Source organism: Campylobacter concisus (assembly GCF_002913865.1).
GTDB lineage: Bacteria > Campylobacterota > Campylobacteria > Campylobacterales > Campylobacteraceae > Campylobacter_A > Campylobacter_A concisus_AM.
Genome location: NZ_POYX01000141.1, coordinates 1 through 24671, shown reverse-complemented (window position 1 = coordinate 24671; position 24671 = coordinate 1). Strand labels below are relative to the sequence as shown.

The 24671-nt window shown below is 39.9% G+C and carries 9 protein-coding genes; 1 reads left to right on the top strand and 8 read right to left on the bottom strand.

What is annotated here, in order from left to right:
- The 4 genes from CYP77_RS09025 to CYP77_RS09010 all read right to left on the bottom strand — a co-directional run.
- Positions 1-4188, bottom strand: a 4188-nt coding sequence (locus CYP77_RS09025) for a retention module-containing protein (RefSeq protein WP_141090849.1), incomplete at its 3' end; no start/stop codon positions are given.
- A gap of 315 nt (positions 4189-4503) precedes the next feature.
- Positions 4504-8922, bottom strand: a complete 4419-nt coding sequence (locus CYP77_RS09020) for a hypothetical protein (RefSeq protein ID WP_103566235.1) — start codon at positions 8920-8922, stop codon at positions 4504-4506.
- 159 nt (positions 8923-9081) lie between these two features.
- Positions 9082-10488 (bottom strand): hypothetical protein, encoded by a 1407-nt coding sequence (locus CYP77_RS09015; RefSeq protein ID WP_103566239.1) that lies wholly within the window; start codon positions 10486-10488, stop codon positions 9082-9084.
- A gap of 172 nt (positions 10489-10660) precedes the next feature.
- Positions 10661-13909 carry a retention module-containing protein gene (locus tag CYP77_RS09010; protein WP_103566243.1) on the bottom strand — a complete coding sequence of 1083 codons (3249 nt, stop codon included), beginning with the start codon at positions 13907-13909 and terminating at the stop codon, positions 10661-10663.
- Positions 13910-14231: 322 nt separating this feature from the next.
- On the opposite strand from CYP77_RS09010, the gene ilvD reads away from it, so the two are divergent.
- Positions 14232-15905 (top strand): dihydroxy-acid dehydratase, encoded by a 1674-nt coding sequence (ilvD, locus tag CYP77_RS09005; protein WP_103566248.1) that lies wholly within the window; start codon positions 14232-14234, stop codon positions 15903-15905.
- 42 nt (positions 15906-15947) lie between these two features.
- Here the strand turns inward: ilvD and CYP77_RS09000 are convergent, their stop codons facing one another.
- From CYP77_RS09000 to CYP77_RS09880, 4 genes are all read right to left on the bottom strand, one after another.
- Positions 15948-16682, bottom strand: a complete 735-nt coding sequence (locus CYP77_RS09000; RefSeq protein ID WP_103566252.1) for a hydroxymethylpyrimidine/phosphomethylpyrimidine kinase — start codon at positions 16680-16682, stop codon at positions 15948-15950.
- A gap of 84 nt (positions 16683-16766) precedes the next feature.
- Positions 16767-17303, bottom strand: coding sequence for a hypothetical protein (locus tag CYP77_RS08995; RefSeq protein WP_103566256.1), 537 nt, complete (start codon positions 17301-17303; stop codon positions 16767-16769).
- 150 nt (positions 17304-17453) lie between these two features.
- On the bottom strand, positions 17454-21593 hold the full coding sequence (locus CYP77_RS08990) for an Ig-like domain-containing protein (RefSeq protein WP_103566260.1): 4140 nt from the start codon (positions 21591-21593) through the stop codon (positions 17454-17456).
- A 130-nt stretch (positions 21594-21723) separates the two neighbouring features.
- Positions 21724-24624 (bottom strand): retention module-containing protein, encoded by a 2901-nt coding sequence (locus CYP77_RS09880; protein ID WP_141090563.1) that lies wholly within the window; start codon positions 24622-24624, stop codon positions 21724-21726.
- Between the last annotated feature and the right edge of the window lie 47 nt (positions 24625-24671).

The window sequence follows — 24671 nt, the reverse complement described above, 5'->3', positions numbered from 1 at the left end:
TGTTGTTTTACCAGCATCTTTGTCACCAGCTTTGTTTTCATCATCAGAAATTTTGCCATCTTTGTTTGTATCTTCTGGGAATTTAATTTCTGGGTTGCTTGGTTTTCTGCTAAATTCGCTGTCAAGTGTAAGTGTAGCTTTTGATGAGTCGCTAACATTGCCAGCATCATCAGCAAATCTATACTCTGGAGTCTCATATTTTCCATCTTTTAGTTTGTTGATACCTACGTTAAATGTAGCTTCAAATCTACCATCTTTGATCATCTCATCAGTGATCTCAACAAATTTAACCCAATTACCTTTGCCATCTATTGACTGGATCACATCACCAGCTTTTACGCTACCGTCTGTTGGGATATCTATCACCCAGTGAGCTTTGCCATCTTTTATAGCAGCCACTTCAGCAACGCTTAAAACACCGTCGTTATTTGTATCTTCTACAAATCTAACTTTTGGATTGCCTATTGTTGTATCAACATCTACGCTTGCCTCAATAGATTTAGCACTATGTCCTAGTTTATCAGTCGCTTCTACGACAAATTTATGCTCGCCATCGCTAAGTTTAGTTCTAGGAGTAAATTCCCAGCTACCATCAAAGCCAGCTTTTGTAGTGCCTGCTATCTTACCATCAACAAATACTTTTATATCTGCACCAGCTTCAGCGCTACCTTTTAGTGTTGGAGTGTTGTCATTTGTGACCTTACCTTTAACATCACCATTTTCTACGCCACCAGCTACATTATCAACGATCTCTTTGATCTCTGGTATGTTAGTTGCAGTATCAACTGTTAAGCTTACAACATTTGAGTTTTGAACTGGGTTTTTGACATAGTCTTGCATATTAGCTTCAACAGTATAGTCGCCATCATTTAGTGGTTTATCTACTGTGATAGACCAGTCGCCAAGGCTATCTTCTACATAAACTTCACCACTCCATACTACCTTGCCACTGCTATCTTTTACGCTAACAGTTACAGTTGAGTAAGGCTCTGCAAAGCCGTTTATAGTTGGAGTGTTATCTTTTGTAGCACCTTCATAAGCACCATTTAGAGCATCATCACCGTTGTCATCTGTTACGCTAGTGATTACTACTTTGCCTGGGTTGGTATCTACTTTTATAGTTTCAATATCTGAAGTGTTTGTATTGCCTATCTTATCAGTTGCCTCTACATAGAATGTATGATCGCCGTCACTAAGTTTAGTTCTAGGGGTAAATTCCCAGCTACCATCAAAGCCAGCTTTTGTAGTGCCTGCTATCTTACCATCAACAAATACTTTTATATCTGCACCAGCTTCAGCACTACCTTTTAGTGTTGGAGTGTTGTCATTAGTCCAGTTATTTTTAGAGCTTATATCGCCTGTATCACCTTCAACATCATCAATGATCTCTTTAATGACTGGTTTGTCAGTTGCGTTGTCTATTGTAAGATTTACAACGTTTGAGTTTTGAACTGGGTTTTTGACATAGTCTTGCATACTAGCTTCAACAGTATAATCGCCATCATTTAATGCTACTGGTACGTCAATATGCCAATCGCCAAGACTATCTTCTATATATACTTCATCGCTCCATACTACTTTACCGCTACTATCTTTTACGCTAACAGTTACGGTTGCGTACTGCTCGCCTGTACCCCAAATAGTCGGAGTATTGTCTTTTGTGGCACCTTCATAAGCGCCATTTAGAGCATCATCACCATTGTCATCTGTTATTCTAGTGATTACTACTTGACCTGGATTAGTATCTACTTTTATCCAAGAAATTTCTGAGTTCTCGCTTACGTTGCCAGCTTCATCTGTTGCGATAGCATAGAATGAGTGCTTGCCGTCGCTTAGTTTGCTAGTTGCATACTCCCACTCACCTTTTTCATTAGCTTTTACGCTACCTGCTTTTCTACCATCTACATAGACATCAACGGTTGCACCAGCCTCAGCACTACCTTTTAATGTTGGGGTATTGTCATTTGTCCAGCCAATTCTTTCGTTTTTCACGTTGCCTGTATCCCCTTCTACATTATCTATAATTTCATTAATTACTGGTTTAGAAGTATGAAGATCTATTGTTACAGTAGCTACATTTGATGCATTGCTTACATTGCCAGCTTTATCTGTTGCAGTTGCTGTTATGTTGTATTCACCTTCAGCAAGTGGGCTCTTTGGTGTAAATTCCCATGATCCATCAGCTTTTACAGGGATGTCTTCAGCGATGATATCATTGCCATTTTTAAGAGTTATGGTTGAGCCTGCCTCTGCTGTACCTTTAAATGTAGGAGTGCTATCGTTTGTAGTGCCACCTTTAACGTCTTCATTAAATTTACCACCCTTAACATCATCTATTACTTCTGTGATGACTGGAGCATCTGGAGCTGTTTTATCAGTAAAGTCTGTATTGCCAGCTGTTCCTTCGCCGTTACCTTTATTGCCAGCTTTATCGGTTACTTCAACATTTACTTTATCACCTGGTTTGATTGGATCAGTAGTGATTTCGAAATTTCCTTTATCATCAGTTGTGCCAGTACCTATTGTTTTACCATTTTCATCAGTAACAACTACTGGAGCATTTGGCTCATCTGATTTACCTTTTACGATACCTTTATCTGGAGTACCATCTGATGGGTTGTTTGTATCAACTGGAGTTACAGTATCGATATCTACTTTTGGAACTGTATGATCATTTGGATGCTCTATATTGCCAGCCGTAGCCATTTCTGTACCTGCGTTACCAGCTTTGTCTATTGCTTGAACAAATACTGGAGTACCTGGCTGAACAGCTTTATCTAGTTGAATTAAGAAGTCACCTATACTGTTAGCGTGACCTTTTCCTATAATGTTGTTATCTACATCTCTAAATAATATCTCAGCATTTGGAGTATCTGTATGACCTGTTCCCATAGTTAGCTCTGCTATATCATCAGCTTTGCTATTAGTATCTATTGGAGTGATTTTAACGTTATCAAGTTTTGGAGCGATTGAATCTAGATCGATTGTAGCTTCATTGCTTGGTGTGCTCTTACCAAATTTATTCTCAGCAGTTGCTGTAAATTTATGCTCGCCTTGTTTAGTAAGTTCTGGAGCTGTAAATTCCCATGAACCATCAGCTTTAGCTGTTGTCTCACCTATTCTGTCGCCATTATCATAAATTTCTACTTTTGATCCAGCTTTTGCAGTGCCTTTGATAGTTGGAGTTTTATCATTTGTTAGATGACCTTTAACATCAAGAACGTTACCAACTTTAGTATCTTCTCCATAGCCTTTAACATCATCAATTATTTCTGTGATTACTGGAGCTTCTGGAGCTTTAGTATTCTCACTATCTTCACCTATCACCTTGCTATCCTTGCCTGGGTTATTAGGGTTATTTGGATTGATGATCTCTGCTGTTACATTGTTATCTTTACCTGGGTTTAGATCAACTGGGATATCAATCTTACCTTTATCGATGTCATCTTGGTTGATTGGTTTTTCAGTCTTTTTGCCATTGTCATCAGTAACTACTACTTTATCACCTGGTTTTACTGAACCATCTTTTGGTATAGTAACTTCTACTGTTGTTTTACCAGCATCTTTGTCACCAGCTTTGTTTTCATCATCAGAAATTTTGCCATCTTTGTTTGTATCTTCTGGGAATTTAATTTCTGGGTTGCTTGGTTTTCTGGTGGTTTCTGGATTGATAGTATTACCAGCGTCTGCTGTATCGTCATCACTGCCGCCACGACCGCTATCTAAACCGCCGCTTTTGCCCTCAGCTGGACCTGCAAAAGATGCAGCACCTAAAGGATTGATCGCACTTGTGCTAGCACTTATGTTTGAGTAGTGTCCGCCCTGCTCAAATCTTGTCTCGCCAAGGCTCATGCCATCACCACGACCACCGCTATTGCCGCCAGCTGCTGTCTCTTCTAGGTCTTCTAAATTTGCACCATTTAACAATGCTTTTTGAAGTGCTGCTACTTGTGAATCACCAGCAGTTGCCCTTGGATCAAGGCTTAGCGTATCTTCGCCGATCATTGATAGCTCTTTTCCATTATTTGTTGCTATCACAACCTTAGAATCAGCTGAAGTTGTTTTTACACTCTCACCTTCATACAGGCTATCGCCAACTTTTAGTACTCTTTGGTTACCACTTTTATCTACCGCGATAACCTCAGCAGAACCTGATATAGACTTAATTGTGCCTAGTTTTTTTGCCATGTTAATTCCTTTAGGGCTAAATTAATTTTGGCATTATTTTATAACTATTAGGAGAAATTGTAAATTGTACCAAAGTACAATATAGTTACATTTCTTTATTATATGTTACATTTATAGAATTTTTTGTATTTATTAGGTGATATTTATATAACACTTATATAAAATTTAATTTTCACGTAAGAATTGATTAATGATATTTTAAGTTTTAAATGTTTTTATTTTATTGTTCTAAATTTTAAACAATATATAGAATTTATAGAAAGATATTTGTAAATTTATATAGAAAGAAATTTAGACCCAAGAAGGGTCTAAATTTTAAAGATCTACGTGGATATTTGCTTTTACATCGATATAAGCTGTAGTTGCGTCGTAATGTGCCTCATATCTTTCAAAGCCCTCTACTGCGTTAGCAGCAGATTTACTAAAGCCTTCAAGTTTTACTCCGCCACTTGCTTGAGTTATTTGAAGCAAATTATTACTATGTTCGTGTCCGACATCGAGCATATCAGCTATATCAAGAGCTTTTAGAGTGACCTTTTCATTGCTAGTAACCTTTAACTCTTCAAAGCTCTTAACCTTTGTAAAGTCTATCTGACCATCAACCAAAAGCGTATCGTGATCATAGCGACTTCTATTGTCTGAGTATCCACCAAGAATGCTAGTGCCACCCTCAAGCTTCATATCTTTAGATATAAAGACACTATCACTGCCATCCGATAGATCTATTTTTATATTAGTTAAGCTTCCAGATCTTAGCTCCAAATAATCTTTTGCATTTTCATGTCCACTCAAAATCCAGTTCGCATGGTGTTCAGCTGGCAAACCACTAGCTGATGCGTGAGTATCTTCAACTACCACATGCATTTCATTTATATAAGCCATGATATCTACATCTTTTAGGGTAGATGACTTTAAATTTATATCTGTATGATAAGTTTCTCCAAATGAAGGGACTCTACTGCCTCCATTTAGTTCTACGTTATCAAGGTTTGAGCTATCTATATTTATAGTACCTTTTGATGATCCTGCATAGATCGCACTTTTTTCTGCTGATGTTGTTGAGTTAATGTCGGTGTATTTGATATTTATAACGTCTTCATCGCCTTTAATTAATTCATTACCAACCAATTGGAAGGCACCATTAAGCTTATTAGCATTAGTGCTTATGTCAATATCTGTCATTTTTACATGATCAGCTTTTGTACCTGTTATATTTAAGATATCGCTGTTAATGCCAAGATAGATGGTCTCTTTGTTAAAAACTCCACCATTTATGTTTATGACATCATTGCCAAAGCCCGCATTGATCTCAACTTTTTCGTGCGTTCCACCATTTATATTTATAGTATCATTCCCGTTACGGGTGTCGATAGTGACATTATTTAAATTTGAGTTATTGATATCAATCTTATCTTTTCCAGTATTAGTTCTAATATCAAGCCAATTTAAATTTGAACTATTGATATTGACCTCAGTGTCTCCAGAGTTACTATATACTTCACTAAAATGGATCTTACTAGGTTCTTCTCCTTCTTTATGACTTACGGTTGCATTGTTGAAATTTAAGACATTATCTCCATTTTGAAGATACTCTACATCAAAGCGTTTGTCGTTGTGAAATTCGCTATTTACAGTTGTTATATGGTCATTATCTATGATGCCACCCTCATACGTATATTTAGCGTTATCTATACTAAATTCTAAGATCACACTCTCGCTGTAGTAGTGATTGTTTTCAACGCCCTTATCTGCATCTTTAAATAACTTTTCTTTATCCCAGCTCTCATAAAATTTTTCACTATTTTCAGACAAAAGCTTGCCTTCATTTAGCTCTTTATCGTCTATTACATTTGCACGAACAACTACTTTGTTGATATCGCCCGCTCTTAGACCTTTTATGACGCCACTACTATCTAGGTCTATCCAGTTTTCATTATCAAGTGAGTACTGAATTTTATCGTAGTCTTTGCCGTAAGTCGCCTCTCCACTAAATTTAAGCTTCACATCGATTTTTTGATCCACATCAGCCTCTGCTACATCACCCCTTAGCTCAAATATTAAATTGTTATGTTCCCACATATTCGATCTTTCATGGTTTTCGATCTGAAAGCCTTGTTTGCCATATATGCCTATGTTTTTTACATATTTTGAGTCATATTCATGTATATATTCTGGCTCTGGATCAGGCGCAGGCTGTGGAGTTGGCTCTGGCTTAGGTTCAGGTTTTGGTTCTGGCTTAGGTTCTGGTTTTGGTTCTGGCTGAGGCTCAGGTTGTGGAGCTGGATTTACAGGCTCGACTGGTGTAGGCTCTGGCTTAGCACCAAGATCGACATTGATACCATCTTTCACATCTATATAGCCTTTTCTCGTATAAGATCTGCCATTTTCCTGAAAACTAAAGTCGCCCTCATATCTTGTAAAGCCTTCTTTTAAACCTCTTCCGGACTCTGAAAGCTTAAAGCCTGCTAGCTCTACTCCGCCAGCTGCCTCTGTAACTGCCAAGATATGTTGTTCTTTATCGCTATTTCTTATATCAAGCATATCATATAGATCTTCTAGTTTTAGGCTGACCTTCTCGTTGCCAGTCACTTGTAACTCTTCAAAGCTCTTAAATTTATTAAAATCAACATTGCCGTCTATCACAAGCGTATCGGTATCATAGCTAGTGCCACCATTTATCGTAGTGTATCCATTAAGCTTCATAGCTTTTGAGACGACGACTTTATCTTCGCCGTTACCAAGATTAACCGTCATATCGTTTAAAGTGCCTGATCTTAGCTCTAAAGTATCATCTGTATCTGCAAAATTCCACTTTGTAGCATTTTCTGGGAAGTTGCCATTTACCTTTGTATCTTCAACTACTACGTGAGTTTTGTAGATAGTGTTGAGATTTACATCATCAAGAGTAGATGATTTTAAATTTAGATCGAAATTTAGTGGATTTCTATTTACATCAGTACCTGTGTTGGTCTCTGTGCCTATGTTGATGCCCTTTAAAGTTGAGTTTTCAACATTTACGGTATTGTTTTTTGATTCGGCGATGATGTGGTTGGCTGAATTTTTGTATGTTGAGTCGATATCAGCGTATTTGATATTTATCTCATCTCTATCGCCTGAGCCAGTTCTTAGGTACATATCTGTCATTTTTACATGATTATCTTTTGTGCCATTTAAATTTAATACATCATTTCCGCTATCAAGCGTGAAGCCACTTTGATAAGGATCGGTGCCTATGTAAGTTCCGCCGTTTAAATTTACAGTGTCGTTGTCTGCGCCAGTTTCGACGTGAAGTCTCTCGTGTCTTCCGCCATTTATATTTATGGTGTCATCTCCGCCTTGGGTATTGATATTTAGCCAGTTTAAATTTGAGTTATCGGCATTAATAACATCTTTTCCATCGTTGTAATATACATTTTCACCAAATTCTATGCTGCTAGCCACGTCGCCAGCTTTGTGACTTACGATTGCGTCTTTGAAATTTAGTGTATTGTCGCCGTTATCTTTAAATTTGGCGTCAAAAGATGAGTTATTGTGAAATTCGCTAGTAACTGTGACGTTGTGATCGTTATCTACTATATATTCGCTATTTGTAGCTTTTGCGCTGCCGACGCTAAATTCTAAAGTCACGCTCTCTTTAAAGTCGCCATTGTTTTCAACGCCTTTATCCGCGTCTTTGAAGATCTTATTTGTAGTATCAAGTGTGCCTTCGTTTTGATCGTGATCGTTTGTCACAGCGACACGCACGCTTACGTTGTTGATATCGCCTGCTCTTACATCTTTTATCACGCCGCTATCATCTAGCTTTTGCCAAGTTTTGCCACCATCAAGCGAGTACTCTGCATTTTCATAGTCTTTGCCAGCAGTTGCATCTCCGCTAAATTTAAGCGTCACATCTACCTTTTTATCAGCATCAGCCTGCGCTACTTCGCCTTTTAGGTTGTACTCTAGGTATGATTTGTCATCTGAGCTTCTTGGGTCCGAGCTCTTTTCGTAGCCAAATTCTGTCTTGTTTTCAACCGAGATGTTTTTGACTATATCTTTATTTTCATCAGGTTTAGGTTCTGGTTTTGGCTCTGGCTGTGGCTGTGGTTTTTCAGGTTCTGGAGTTGGTTCAGGTTTTGGTTCTGGAGTTGGCTCTGGTTTAGGCTCTACTGGCTTTGGCTGCGGAGTTGGAGCTGGGGTTGGAGTTGGATTTTCTGGTTGTGATGGCTCAACTGGGGCTACAGGTGCAATGGCAGAATTTATATCACTATCTGAACCATCAAAAACATCACTACCGCCACCTTTTACCTCTTGGTTAGTTAGTTTTACAGCGCCAAAAGTATCTGAAAGTGATCTAAAGCTAGCTGATACATCAGAGCTCTCATGACCACCATGCTCAAACCTCGTCTCGCCAAGGCTCACGCCGTCTCCGCCTCTGCCACCGCTATTACCGCCAGCGGCACTCTCCTCGAGATTTGCTAAATTTTCACCTTTTAAAAGGGCTTTTTGTATAGCTGCTACCTCTTTGTCTGAACTAAGATCGTTATTTAAATTTAGAGTTTCGCCATCTTTTAGCTCGAACTCTTTGCCGTCGTTTGATGCGATAGTTACCTTTGCGCCGTTTGCTTTAACAACGTCGCCCTCGTATAAACTATCTCCCGCGACAACAACTCTTTCGTTGCCATTTTTATCTATAACTACTACTTCCTTGGAGCCAAGAATGTTTTTAATAACACCTACTTTAACAGCCATCGCTGCCTCCTTTAAAATCAATTTGACACATTATAAATATTTCTTTTAAATATAAAGTAATGTAAATATGATGTTAATTCATAAGATTACGCTGTTGCAGTGGGTTTTAAAATTTAAATTTTTGATAAATATAAGCAAGATCCCAAAAGGGATCTAAAATTAAAGATCGACGTGAATGTCTTCTTTTATATCTATATATACTGTACCTTGACGATCACTACCGTCTGCTAAGTGCGTATTATAGGCACTTTCATATCTATGGTAGCCATTTTCTGCTCCGCTAGTTTCGCTAAAACCATTAAGTTTTACGGTCCCATGCGCTTCACTAAATTTAACTACATTAGAACCATTGTCTAAAATGTCACTTAAATGAGCCACATCATTGCCATTTAATGTCACATAAGCACCGCTCGTTACTTTTAATTCTTCAAAGCCAGAGACCTTTGAGAAGTCAATATTATTATCAAGCACAAGAGTATCATAGCCCTTGCCACCAAATATTTGAGTATTATTATCTATATCTGTTCTTGTCATAGTTAAACTAACTGTATCGTCGCCACCACCTAGATAAAATTTAGAATTTTTTATGATAGCTGATGTCACATTTAAAGTATCATTTTGATTATCTGAGAAGTAAAATTCGTTATTTTTACCATGAAATTCTGAGTCGTCTATGTGCATATTGACCTTGTTGTTTCTGCCGTCAAATTTAACGTCACCCATAAATTTTGGCCCAAGAAAATTCATATCAAAAAGCGGCGTATGATCTAAATTTGCGTGCGAGCCTTTTATATCTATCTCGCCGTCTCCACCGCACACTTTTATATTCATAGTGGTCTTTTCGCCGTCGTTTGCTTCGATAGTAGTGTGTCCGTTAAAGATAGTGTTGTCCATATTTAGCGTATCTACTTCGTTTGGATTTGTAAAGCTAGAAAGAGAAATTTTCGTATCACCAAAAAAGCCCACCCAGTCGGTGTTTATAGTGTCATTTCCTCCGCCAAGACTTATATCAACGCCGTTTTTGATTTCACATCTTTGGATATCTATAACGTCGTTATCTAGACCTGTATGAATGGCAGCATTTTCCATCGTCGCACCATAAATTTTCACGCTATCATCGCCGTCATTTGTATATAAAAGCGTATGATCTTTTATGCCGACATTGTTTCTTATCTCTATCTCGTCGTTGCCAGCCCCAGCGTCAAATCTCAGCCCTCTAACCTCGATATTATCGTGAATTCTTAGCTTGTTGTCGCCATCTCCTGCGTCTATCTTGGCATCATTTACGATAGATCTTGTCATATCGACTATGTCGTTGCCATTGTCAAAACGCACATCGTTTGCGCTCGTGGTTGCGTCTGCGATGTTTAAAATTTGATCCTGCGCTTTTGGCCTTGCATATGCCACCCTTCGTCCATATAGCTCAGCAAGAAATTTCTCAGGCTCAAGTATCTCAAGCGACTTTACCTCCTCTATAATCCTCACGTGAGGGTCATTTTGCCCACCATTTTGGATCACGCCACCGCTTAAATTTAGTCCCTCTTTCTCAGCTACTTCTACGCTCATATTAATCCTTTCTTAAAAAAATTGACTTTTGGATTTTAATAAGCGTTTTTAAATCACATTGAAATATAAATTATATTGATTATCAAAAGAAATGCCTAAATTTAGGCTTTTTGTATAAAAATTTTATTAAATGAAGCAAGGGGAGTTTAGACCCAAAAAATGGGTCTAAAATTTACATTGAAGGATTTATAGTGATATCATTTTCTATTGTAAGAGTAAATGTCTGACCGCCATCATTTACGCTATATACGTGGTTTCCATTGCTATCTTCTTTACCAGCACTTGCTATTTCAGATGAGCCTTCTTCAAATTTACCAACACCTTCTACACCTTTTACGATTAACGATGTCGCACCTTCTCCACCGACATTTTTTATGAAATTTGCGATATCTGAGGCATTATGAAATATAAATTTAGCATCAGCATTAATATCTGACATATCAAGCACCTCAAAGCCACTTATCTTGCCAGCATTTGTCGTATTAAATGATGCGTCATGAACTTTTAGCGTATCTATGCCATCGCCTCCATTTATAGCAGTGCCATTTAGGCTTACGTCCTTGCCAAGATCGACTAAGTCGCTGCCGTCGCCACCTGAAAGGTAGGTGTTGGTTAGTGTCACGTTATCAGCTATATTGATAGTATCGTTGCCTTTGCCTGAGTTGATGTTTGATGCATCATCATTGTGAGCCATCTCACCTGCAGCTGGACTTAAATTTACACTTGATGTGCCAGTTAGATCAGCGTTGATATTTATCGTATCGTCTCCACCTTGAGTGAAAATTTTAACATCAGTATTATCATGAGTGCCAGCTCCAATAGTCACGCTATCGCCGTCATCTGCGGTATTTATAGTAACCCTTCTAAGCTCAGCGTTATCGATAGTCACAGTTTTTACGCCAGCATTTCCAACGCCTGCACCCTCTATGTTTGTATCAACTAGACCAGTAGCCTTTGCGACATTTAGCGTTACGTTGCCATTTTCAAGCATAATGTTTGAATCCACCATAGAAACATCACCATCGACATTTACATGGTCATCTCCGCCATTTGTGTAGATGATAGCCTTGTCAAATGAGCTATTTCCAGAGACGTTAATAGTGTCATTTCCACCGCCTGCGCCGATATATGTGCTATATCCATCGTTTGAGATCATGGTGACATCTTTTAAATTTATCTCATCATCACCATATCCAGTCTCAATGGCAGCGTTGTTAAATTTAGCGCCAGCAACATCTACACTATCTCTATCGTCACTTATTCCAGCATCAGCTGAGCTAGTGTTTATCTTAGTATTTGAAATTTCAGCGCCTCTTTCGATAGTTAGTGTGTCGCGACCTTTGCCCATCTCTATGTAGTTTGAGTGAATTCCAGCTTGGTTAGCTACTGGATTTGCCACATGAGCTGGTGAGCTTATAGGGTCATTGTGTGCGGCACTATTATTTTTTATTTCAGTGCTACCTTTGATAGTTAGGCTATCATTACCCTCACCTGTGTAGATATCCATAACATCTGCTTTGGTATCTTGAAGTACGATCTTATCATCACCATTGCCACTTTTTATTTCAGAGTTATATATGCCTGCACTGATGAAATTTAGCATGTCGCCCGTGTCTGAGTCGCCTGTATCGATATCAACTCTGCTGATACTTGCGTCAGTAACATTTATAGTGTCGTCGCCCTCGCCTGTTTTTATAAAGCTATCAGTTCTGCTTCCTGCATACTCGGTTAGATCAGTTGTTCCGTTATTAGTAACATAAGCATACATATCGCTTTTAATATTTACAGTGTCATTATCAGCACCAGTATCTATTTTTGTATTTTTTATAAGCTGATGATTATCGCTTTTTTCGATATTTACAGTATCGTTGCCACTCCCTGTTTTAAACAAGACATCGTCCAAAATCGTACTGCCAAGGCTTGGGCCAGAATTATCTTTTATAGTAAATACATCATTACCATCGTGGCTTGTAAATCTTGTACCTGTTACGACAGCTCCATTTATATTGAGTGTATCTTGATTTTTCTCTCCACCAGCATTTCCAAGGTCTATCCTAGTATTTTCTACAACAGCTTCTCTTTCTATGTTAAACACATCGTCGCCATCGCCCATTTTTATAACATCATTAGCATCTTTGTTTAGCCAATTTACACCACTTGAAAAAACAACTTCCTCTTTGATAGTTATAGTATCATCACCATCTTTTGTATCTATGATGGTTTTCATACTATCGCCATTGTCTGGATCAGAATTTACAAGAGCAGGGTTTAAACCCTCTGTAGTCGCATCTATATTTTCTGTGATATTTACATTATCATCATTATCAATGATCTTGCCCTCAGCCTCGCCAGATGTGATAGCAGCGTTGTTTGTAGTCACGCTAAGAGTTACACCCTCTTTATAAACGCCGTAGTCTTTTATGCCAGGAGCGATATTTGCGCCTAGATCCTCGCTGCTTGCGCCCTCGTTTTGGTTGCCAGCTGTTTGACCGTAGTCATCTATCACTTGCACCCTAACCTTTACATTTGCGATATCGCTTGGTGCCACACCACTTATCGTGCCGCCATTTTGTATCGCAGTCCAGCTATTTCCACCATCAAGTGAATACTCCATAGCGTTTGAGTAGTCTCTGCCTGCACTTGCACCACTTAAATTTAGCGTTAGATCAGTAGGTGTAGTTGAGCTTGTAGCAGCTGATAGGCCTAGATTATAGACTAGATACTCGTTTGGAGTTGCCTCTCTTGCCTCGCCACTACCATCAAGTGATACACTTAGTGCAACAGGTGTAGCTGGAGTGACTGGAGTTGGTGGCGTGACAGGTGTCACTGGAGTTACTGGAGTTACTGGTGTAACAGGGGTTGTTGGGTTTGTTGGGTTTGTTGGGTTTGTTGGGTTTTGTGGTACAACACTATCGCCCTCGCCATTGTCGTTATTATCAGCATAACCGCCGATTGGGCTATTAAAAGAGTCAAAAGCTCTGTTTGCATCGGTTAAATTTCTAAAATTTTCATTGATATTTGCGTAGTGGCCACCCTCAGCAAAGCTAGCAGCGCCTAGACTTACGCCATCTCCGCCAGCTCCACCAGCTGCTGCGTTACCACCAGCTGCTGTCTCTTCAAGATCTGTGATGTTTGCGCCATTTAAAAGAGCGTTTTGAAGCGCTGCGATCTCTGGGTTAGCACTTTGTGCGTTTGCTACCTCTTTTGGATCAAGCGAGATAGTATCTTCGCCTACTACTGAGACCTCCTTGCCGTCATTTGCAACGATGACTACCTTCGCATCAGCTGAAGTTGTCTTTATGCTCTCGCCCTCATACAAGCTATCGCCAACTTTTAAAATTCTCTCATTTCCACTTTTATCAACTGCGATCACTTCAGTTTGACCTGAAATTGATTTTATACTTCCTAGTTTTGCTGCCATGTTCATCCTTGTTAAATTTTTTGTCGCATTTTAATGAATTTTATAATTCATGTATATTGTACCCAGGTACAATAAAGCCCTTAAATTCGGCATTTGTGACACATGTATGACAATTTTACGTTATCAATTTATATATCATTTTGATCAAAATGAGGCAAATTTCATTTTATCCGTCTTATCTTTTAAGAGAGAGTTAAATTTAACGTGTTATTTGCGTTATAAAACTTATTAAAAATTTTCTTTTAAATTTTGTAAAAACTTTTAAAATTTTTGATACTTTAGATGTGATAAAATCCTCTCAAATTTTAAAAAAGGATCAAATTTGAGAAGCGATATAATCAAAAAAGGCTACACAAGAGCCCCACACCGCTCACTTTTACGTGCGACTGGGCTAAAAGACGAGGACTTTAATAAGCCATTTATCGGCGTTGCAAATAGTTTTATAGAGATTATCCCTGGGCACTTTTTCTTAAACAAATACGCACAAATTTTAAAAGATGAAATTCGCAAAAATGGCTGCGTGCCGTTTGAGTTTAACTGCATAGGCGTAGATGACGGCATCGCGATGGGGCATAAGGGCATGCTATATAGCTTGCCTAGCCGCGAGATCATCGCAAATTCTATTGAGACTGTGATGAACGCGCACGCACTTGACGCGCTTGTTTGTATGCCAAACTGCGATAAGATCGTCCCTGGCATGGTTATGGGCGCTTTAAGGGTCAATGTCCCAACCATTTTCGTAAGCGGCGGCCCTATGAAAAAAGGTCACACAAAAGATGGCAGGCCGATCGATCTTGCGACTGCGTTTGAGGCGGTTGGCAAATTTGAGACCAAAGAGATAGACGAGGCTGAGCTAAGAGATATCGAGTGCAACGCATGTCCAAGTGGCGGCAGCTGCAGCGGTATGTTTACGGCAAATTCTATGAACACGCTTTGCGAAGCGATGGGCATAGCGCTCCCTGGCAACGGCACTATCTTGGCACTTACTCCAGAGCGCGAGGAGCTCATCAGGCAGGCTGCTCGCAGGATCTGCCAGATCGCCCTTGATGAGAAATTTAAGATAAGAAACATACTAAATGAAAAGGCGATCCGCAACGCGCTTGTCGTTGATATGGCGATGGGTGGCAGCAGCAACACCGTCCTTCACATGCTAGCCATCTCAAGAGAAGCTGGTGTAAATTTAGACATAAAAGAGCTAAATAAGATCAGCCAAAACATCGCTCACATCGCAAAAATCAGCCCAAGCTTGCCAAACGTGCACATGGAGGATGTCGGCAGGGCTGGCGGTATGAATGCGGTGATAAAAGAAATTTCACGCAGAGACCATGGCATGTTAAATTTGGACAACCTAACAGTTAGCGGCGAGACTTTGGGCGAGCGAGTACGTGCTAGTGACATCAAAGATGAAAGCGTCATCCACAAGGTGGAAAATGCCTACTCACAAGTTGGCGGACTTGCCATTTTGTTTGGAAATTTAGCCGAGCAAGGCTGTGTCATCAAGACAGCTGGCATCGTTGGTGAGCGTAAATTTAGCGGCAAAGCGGTCTGCTTTAACTCACAAGATGAAGCGATAGCTGGCATCTCAAGCGGTAAAGTAGATAAAGGCGACGTCGTCGTCATCCGCTACGAAGGCCCACGCGGAGGCCCTGGCATGCAAGAGATGCTAAGCCCTACTTCACTCATCATGGGACGAGGCCTTGGTGCGGATGTGGCGCTCATCACAGATGGTCGCTTTAGCGGGGCGACAAGAGGTCTAAGCATCGGTCACGTAAGCCCAGAAGCAGCTGAGGGCGGCATGATAGGCTTGCTAAAAGACGGAGACATCATCGATATAGACGTCGATAAATACGAGATAAACGTTCGTCTAAGCGAAGCTGAGATCGCAAAAAGAAGAGCGGAATTTAAACCAGTCGATAAGGCGCTAACCTCTCGCTGGCTAAGGCAGTATCAAAAACTAGTCACAAACGCAAGCAATGGTGCTATTTTGGAGGCGTAGTTTAAAAACTATCAAATTTAAGCCTAAATTTTAGGCTTAAATTTACTTCACTCCGTGCCAAAGAAGGCGGTTTTTGCCTAGTTTTGTGTCGATGCTCTCTTTTATAATGGAGCAGATATACTCTTTTGAAAGCCCTATGGCCTCCTCCAAACTCTTGCCCTTTGCAAGGTAACAAGCAAGCGCCGTTGAGAAAGTGCAACCAGTGCCGCTCATCACAAGCGGGCTAGCAAGCGGGGTTTTGAAATTTTGCAGTGAGCCATCTTTTCTATAAAGCGTATCTATGCTGCTATCCTCACTTACATGTTTTTTCACGATGATATCGCAAGGCAGATCTTTGAAATTCCCTCCAAAAAGGACGTTTGCTTCGTCTAAATTTGGCGTGGCGACGGTGGCAAGCTTCATTAGCTCTTTTAGCTTTTCTACTGCGCTATCTTTTATGAGCTTGTGGCCGCTCTTTGAAACGCAGACTGGATCAAGCACGACTTTTGCCTTTTGGGTGAGTAAAAACTCATGCACCACGTTCATTATCTCCTCGCTAAAGAGCATACCGATCTTTATGGCATCAAAGCTAAATTCCTCCGCCAGCGTGCAAAGTTCATCTTTAACAAAGCTAGGTTCAAGACAAACTACACTTTTTATCGCGTCTGTGGTCTCAGCAACTAGCGAAGTGACCGCCGTTGCGCTATAGCAGTTTAGCCTAGCGCATGTCTTTATATCAGCCTGAAGCCCTGCTGTGCCGCTATTGCAAGAGCCTGCGATGATTAAAATTTTCTTCATCGTTTTCCTTTTGTAAATTTTGGCTTATTATAAGGGATATTAGTTAATTTTTAGGATAAGAAATTTGAGCCAAGAGGCTCAAATTTATGAAAGTTTGTTTAGATCGTTATCGATCTCAATATATATCGTAGTTGCGTCAAAATTTGCATGCTCGTAAGAGTTATCTACTTTTAGCTCATTTGAGTCAGATAAAATCTCATCATTTGCGCTATGTTTGTCTGCTAAATTTTCACTGCTTTCAAGGCTATTTGAGCTATTTTCAGCCTCATTTGGCTGCGTTTTTGCAAACATATCTTCTACTTTTTCATTCATCTGATCAAGTATCTCAGCGTAGTTTTCTCCAAGAAGTGCTCTAAAAAGTGCATCAGTATCGATGCTATTTTCAGCGCTAGTATCAGCACTTACCACGCTACTATCAAGCCATATCGTGTCATATCCATTTAGCGATATGTCGCTACCATCTACTGCTGTGATAGTCACGCTCGCACTTTGGCTCTCACCCTTTATACTCTCACCTATATAAACCTCATCATCTACGTTTAGAACTCTTACACGGTCGTTTTTATCTATCGCTATAACATCAGATGTGACGCTTTTTACCTTGCCGGCTACAGCTGCCATCTTTATCCCTTATTTTTATTTTTGATTTATTCTAGTGTTTTTTATTAAATTTGTATATTGTACTTTGGTACAAAGATGGTTTTTAAAGGCGTTTTTTGGGAGTAAAAATAGAAATTTAAAAGAAGAAATTTGGGCTAAAAAGCCCAAATTTTATACAAGTTGTTTGTTTATATCGTTATCGACGTCTATATAGATAGTTGTCGGAGTAGCTGAGCTTGTTTGACCCTCATATCTTGTATATCCAGCTTCGACACCATTTTGATCTGCAGTTTTAGTAAATCCTTTTAATGAAACGCTATCATTGTTATCGCCACTTATTTTTAAGATAGTATTTACATCATCAGTGATGCTAAATACATTATCTGCTTTTAAATTTAGTAGCTTAACAGCTTGGTTGTCATTGCCATGCTCATCCATGCCAAGTTGGATCTCTTCAAAACTCTTGATCGCGTTATTCAAGCCTTTGTTGTCTATCTTATCAAAGTCGATAGTGCCATCCTTTGCCACTGGACGCATGATAAGCGTATCTGTACCAGTGCCGCCATCAAGGCTTTGAGATAGAGCTGCTCTTGGATTATCAAAGGTAAATACAACCTTATCATTGCCAGCGCCAGCATTTACTAGATCGCCTTTGTTCATGCCAGTATAGCCACTTCTGCCAGCATCGATGTAGTCGTTGCCACTTCCTGTGGTTATGACGTCGTTGTTGTCACCAGTGATGATTACGTTGTTGCCGTTGCCTGTGCGAATTTCGTTTTCACCGCGTCCTGCGTGTATGACATTATCGCCATTTCCAACATTGATAATGTCGTTACCTTCACTTGTTGTGATGACATTGTTATTGTTGTTATTTTCTGCATCTACTGTTGTATTTTTAGCGATATCAGAAATTTGTAGATAGACATCGCTTGCTTTTACTTCGCCGTTAAATACTGCTTCGAAATTTCCATTATCATCAAGCGTTACAGAATTTGCAGTTATGATGTGTCCATCAGCACCTCTTAGCGTTATGCTATCTTTTAGAGCTATGCCTTTTACTGCCTCTTCAAAGTGCTCTTTTAATGTATAGCTTGCACCAACTCCATTTTCACTTAAATTTCCACTCCATGTGGTTTTATTTGTAGCTGCATCGTAGCTTAAATTTGAGTCTTTTATCGTTGCAGCTGTTGCATCGATCGTAAATCTGATAGAGTTGTAAAGTAGCTCATCTCCACCTTGATATTTACCATCGATAGAAATTTTATAAACGCCATCAGCCATCTTGCCAGCGGCATCAAGTCTGTTATTATAGCCTGTAAGTCTATTGTAGTGATCAGGCGTTACATTGCCTATCGGTTTTTCTATCGCTTGAGATAATAGATCTTTTGAAACACCTGTATCGATGTTGGTTGCTACAAATCTAACATCGCCAGTGCCCCATGATATGCCTCTACCACTATTTAAAAACTCACTTACAGTTTGATTATTGCTAGCATTGCCAGCTGTTGCATCTTCTGGGATCACAGCTCTTAGGTATGGTATAGCGTCGTTTGAAACGATCCTTGAGCCATCAGCTCTAAAGCCATCCTCGCTCATATCCATAGTGCCCCACAACTTCTCAGCCGAGCGGTTGTTTGCATTTGTAGTTGTATCATTGCCGTTTTCAAACTGTGTCATAGTTGGAACTAAAATTTCATTTACATGAGTATATTTTGTACCAGCTTTATCAGTCATCTCAACTTCGATCTTATCGCCTAGTTTTATCTTGTGATCGTACTCAAAGCTTAGCACACCATTAGTTGGCTTAGTTGTGCCAACAGAGATTACGTTAGTAGTTCCATCAGCTGTTACTATTTTTATACTCTCGATCTTATCGCCATCCTCATAGTTTTTGAGGTTAAAATTGATCGTATGGTGTTGCCCCTCTTCGTCATTTTCGATGATCTTGATGTTTTCTATAGTAACTGGCGTCTTATCAACTACAAATTCGCTAACTATCGTGCTCTTATCGCCATTTGCAAAGACAGCTGTTGCTTTGATATTGTAGTTGCCTTCCTCTAAGTTATCAGATGTGACTTCAAATTTACCATTTGCAAATTCGCTTTGGCTAAGCTCTTTTGTAAAGACTTCATGTCCATTTTTATCAAGCACAGTGATGATCGCTTTAGTTGCGCTGCTATCTATGCTGCCCGTAAATGTCGGAGTCTTGTCGCTTAGTACTGGTAGTGGTGCATTAGATGAAAATTTATCAGTTTGAGCGATGTCATCAGTTGTAAATTTATAATATTTAGTTGCGTCATTTATACCTGTATTTGTATTTGCACTTACAACGCTTGCGTCATCATCGATAGCGTCTATTAGGTCTGTATTAGCGACATTTAGCTTAGTTGATGATGCCTGCGCCTCGTTGCCTACAAGGTCGCTAACCTTAGCTGTGTATGTCGCTTTTGGATCGCTTGTTTTAAACTCAACTTCATATTTGCCATCCACCACTTTAGCTGTATGGCTCTCGCCTGTGCTTGATGTGACAGTTACGATCTGTCCGTCTTCTACATTATCCACAGTTCCTGTGATCTTTTGAGTTACTTTATAGACATTTCTTGTTACTGTATCTACGTAGCTGTCAAAGTCGGTTGAATTTAGTTTTATGCCACTTGCCTCTGAGCCAAGTATGCTCTCAGGTCCGCCATCTTTTGAAACAGTTAGTTTTAGCTTGCCCCAAAAGATGTAGTTTGCATAGCTCATATCAAAATCATAGTAACCTGCTTTATCAACGTGTAAAGTTGTAACTGTGGCTCTATTTCCCGAGTGGATAGTGTCATAATCAACCATAGTAACGCCATCAACCTTAAATCTTACGCTATCATCAGTGCCTTTTGCGTCAAATTTATAATCCCCTGGCTCAAGATACATAGTGCCTTTTAAATTTACCATCGCACCAGCTGTTGTGTTTTTGCCATTAGGAGCATCTCTTACGATATGAATATCGCTACCTTTTGCGTTGTCGATAAAGTACTCAAGCGCTTTGAAATTTGGAGCTACCCACTCATTATTTGGAGTTACTACATTACCATCAAGATCGACCGTGCCTATCTTATTATGAGCGCCATCTAGTCCTGAGACTGTTCCAGCATCGCTATCAACATTATCTCTATCACCGCCTTTACCTTGTTGGAAATTTAGCTCTTTTGCTTTAAAGCTTGCCCAAGGCTTAGTGTTGTTCATATAGTATTCGACAAAATCATTTTGCTTCATGCCGTTATGAGCGTATGTTGTATTATTAAAGGCATAAGGTCTTAGCTCAGTACCTCTTACGCCTTCTTCATAGATGTGGTTAAACCAGAAATTTCCTTTTAGTCCGCTACTCATCTCAGACTCTTTAACAAGACTCATCTCGGTTTCAACGTTTATAGTTATTTTTGCAACTGTATCAAGCACGAAACTACCAGTATCGGTTGCAGTATTGCCGTCTCTTCCAGTTGCTACTACTTTTACTTCATAGTCGCCATCATGGCTACCATTTACGCTTAACTCATTAGTTGTAAATTTAAATTTACCATCAGCATAGTCGCTTGGATTTAGAGTTTTTGTAAAGACTTCGTGTCCGTCCTTGTCAAGCACGCTAACAACCGCTCTTACAGCAGTAGGCTCAACTGTGCCACTTATAGTTGGAGTAGCGTCATTTGTGCGAGGTACGCTTGGTGCGTCTAGGCTGTAATCGCCTTTTATAGTTCCAAAATCATCAGTTAAAGTTTTTATATCAACGCTGATTGGAGGTATGACTGGGGCAACAGGGGTTGCATCGCCTGCGTCATTGCCGTCATTGTAGCCGCCGATTGAGTTTTCTGGAGTTTGAAAGGCTCTATTTGAGTCAGGTAAATTTCTATAATCATCAGTGATATTTGAGTAGTGACCACCCTCTTCAAAGCTAGCTGCACCTAAGCTTACGCCGTCTCCGCCAGCGTTGCCACCTTGGTTACCACCAGCTGCAGTCTCTTCAAGATCAGTGATGTTTGCACCATCAAGAAGTGCTTTTTGTATAGCGCTTACATCAGCTACGCTATCGTCGCCAAAGCTATCGTTATGAGCTACGCTCTTGTCTAAATTTAGGGTATCTTTTCCGATGATCGCGATATCTTTACCATCGTTTGCAGTTATGACTACTTTTGAGTCAATATCAGTTGTTTGTATAGTCTCACCAAGAAAAATTTCATCGCCTACTTTTAACACTCTTTGTGTGCCATCCTTTGCAGTTGCGATTACACTTGATCCTTGTGAGATGCTTTTTATAACGCCTATCCTTGTTGCCATATTGTTTCCTTATTTAAAAATTTTGAACGTATTTTAATATCTTAAAAGAGCTTTGTAAATTGTACTATGGTACTAAATTTTGAAATTTTGTAAGAATTTGCCCTAGTTTTGGGAGACTAGGGCATGAAATTTAAGAGTGTAAGACTATTTCGTCTTTTATCTCGATGGTAAATGTATTGGTGCCAGAAGTTGCCGTAAATGTTGTATATCCACCGCTTGACGCACCTGGTGTAAAGTCGTCCCTACTCATATGTACATGATCGCCATCTTCACCATCTATCCTAAGTGTGTTGCTCGCGTTTCCACGAGTGATATTTAGCACGTCATCTAGTGTTAAATTTAGCGTTACCTTGTTTTCACTGCCACCAAGACTAACCTTTTCAAAGCCAGCTACCTTGCTAAAGTCGATATTTCCAGCAAGATCTAGCGTATCAGTGCCTGCACCACCTTGGATGATGATGCCGCCATGCTCCAACTTGCCAGGCCCCCCTTGGAAAGTCATAGCATCGTCATTAACAACTGCATCTTTTCCTATATGTATGATGTCGTTGCCACTACCTAGGTTAATAGCACTTACGCCAGGGCTATACATACCGCCCCCTGCTTTTTCTAGACCGCCATTTAAATTTACAACGTCATTACCATCACCCATTTCTATGCCAGCATTTTTAAGAACAGCACCTTTTTCGATATTTAATGTATCGTCTCCTTTGCCCATTCCTATGCCAATACTGTGACTAACGAGGTTATTATCGCTACTCGTATAAGTACCACCAAGCGTAGTGCCTGCACCAAATGTTATAGTGTCGTTGCCATCAGCAGTATCTATGCTTAAGCCACCGGATTTGTTTTCGCCATTGAAATTTATGGTGTCATTGCCATTTCCGGTATCTATATCGGCATAGCTTGAAGCGTCAGCCTTGCTTAGGTTGTTACCACCATTTAAATTTATCGTATCGTCGCCGTCTCCATATCTGAGGCCAACCCTATTTGTAGCAACTAAATTTGATATGTTTGCGACCGATGAGACGCCGCTAAATGAACCAATACTAGCTTGATCTACTGTAATATCATCTATAACGATATCTTTAGATGAAAAGTAGTTAGCCCCACCAGTGTATGATCCACCTTTTACTTCAAGATGATCTTGTGCTTTAGCTGTGACGTGATCTCCTATGATATTAGTAAGTTTGACATTTTGCACGCCAAGATTAACATCTGCGGCGGTATTTACGCCAAAATTTATCTCTACATTTCTAAATGTAGAGTCTGAAAATTCTACATTACTAGTTTCGCCAGCTTTTGTGTAGCTAGTTGCTGTATCTAAGCGAACATCTTCTAAGGTCACATGGCTTCCCTTGGCGGTATTTTCTCCAGCGTTCATATTTATAAACACTTTTTCAACTTTTACGCCATCTTTAAAATTTACAGTATCGTCGCCATCACCCATAGAAACAGTGTTTTTATTTCTCCAGTCAGAGCCTACACCGGTAATATTTGCATTTATATTTAGCTCATTAGTACCCGAGGCATCATGTGCGTTGTAGCTTGGGTCATTTGTTGTTGCACCAAGATTAATTGAAGCTTTGTTCATGGTTAGATCAGCATTGATATTTACCACATCATCGCCACTATAAAGATCTATACTTGTACTATTAGCATTTGAGCCGCTATTTGCTGTGCCACTAATAGTAACCTCTTTATCAAAATTTACCACGTCGTTACCTGAGCCGGTATTTAAGTGTAAATTCTCTAAATTTGCTTTTATGCTAACCGTATCATCACCATCATTTGTGTTTAAATTTGTATGGTTTGCGATATTGCCTTTGATATCTTTATTTAGCTCGATGTTGTCGTCATTATCTATTATTTTGCCTTCGGCCATATTTGCGTTAGTTGTTGGTAGCAGATAACTACTGCTTGGCGTGACACTTAGTTTCACACCCTCTTTAAATACAGCAAAATTATCAACCATATCAGTTTTTTGTACGTTGTCGATAGTCATGCTTTGAGGGCCAGTATTCTCACCCTCGTTTTGGTTATGATGTAAAGGGCCTTTTGTGGTGTCTTGGCCGTTATCGTCAAGCACCTTTATCCTTACTTGCACTTTTGAGATGTCTTCTATATTTACGCCAGTTATCGTGTAGCCTGATAGTGGCTGAAATGTCGCACCATTGTCAGTTGAGTATTCAACTACGTTTGAATAATCCTCTCCTCTAGTGCCACCAAGGAAATTTAAACCTAGATCTGTGGTCTCGCCACTTGGGCTTACTGGAGTGCCTGATAGACCTAGTTTATAAACAAGATAGTGTCCGCCCTCGCCGTTTGCTCCTGCGCCACTCTCTCTTGCCTCACTATTAGCAGGATCTAAGCTAGTAGTGATCTCTACTGCACCAGGACGAGGCGTGATGACTGGAGGATTAGCAGGTGAAGGAGTGCCTGGAGTTACAGTGACGCCAGGAGTGCTTGGAGTACTTGGAGTTGATGGCGTTACTGGAGTGCTTGGTGTGACAGGCGTAGCTGGTGAGATAGGAGTTGTCGTATCCGCATCTGTGCCTGCATCGTTATAGCCGCCTATTGAGTTTTCTGGGGTTTGAAAAGCTCTATTTGCGTCGGTTAAATTTCTATAGTTTTCATTGATATTTGAGTAGTGACCGCCCTCAGCAAAGCTAGCAGTGCCAAGGCTCACGCCATCTCCAGTAGCGTTGCCACCGCCTTGGTTGCCACCAGCTGCAGTCTCTTCAAGGTCTGCGATGTTTGCGCCGTTTAGCAAGGCTTTTTGGATAGAGGCTATCTCTGGGTTGTCACTAAGTGCATTTGCCTCTTTATCTAGGCTCAGACTTTCGCCATTTTGCAAGCTGACCTCTTTGCCGTCGTTTGCTGCGATCACTGCTTTTGTAGAGCCATTAGCTTTTATCGTTTCGCCTTCAAAAATGCTATCGCCCACCTTCAAGACTCTTTCGTTGCCACTTTTATCAACAGCTACGACTTCACCGCCTAGGATGTTTTTGATAACGCCTAACTTTTGCATCTTAGTGCCTCCCTTTTAATTTTATTGATCTATATCAAGATTTTAGC

Bases quoted from the DNA above. Each gene is read 5' to 3' on its own strand.
- CYP77_RS09020 (WP_103566235.1), bottom strand. From the start codon at position 8,922: ATGGCTGTTAAAGTAGGTGTTATTAAAAACATTCTTGGCTCCAAGGAA.
- CYP77_RS09015 (WP_103566239.1), bottom strand. From the start codon at position 10,488: ATGAGCGTAGAAGTAGCTGAGAAAGAGGGACTAAATTTAAGCGGTGGC.
- CYP77_RS09010 (WP_103566243.1), bottom strand. From the start codon at position 13,909: ATGGCAGCAAAACTAGGAAGTATAAAATCAATTTCAGGTCAAACTGAA.
- CYP77_RS09000 (WP_103566252.1), bottom strand. From the start codon at position 16,682: ATGAAGAAAATTTTAATCATCGCAGGCTCTTGCAATAGCGGCACAGCA.
- CYP77_RS08995 (WP_103566256.1), bottom strand. From the start codon at position 17,303: ATGGCAGCTGTAGCCGGCAAGGTAAAAAGCGTCACATCTGATGTTATA.
- CYP77_RS08990 (WP_103566260.1), bottom strand. From the start codon at position 21,593: ATGGCAACAAGGATAGGCGTTATAAAAAGCATCTCACAAGGATCAAGT.
- CYP77_RS09880 (WP_141090563.1), bottom strand. From the start codon at position 24,624: ATGCAAAAGTTAGGCGTTATCAAAAACATCCTAGGCGGTGAAGTCGTA.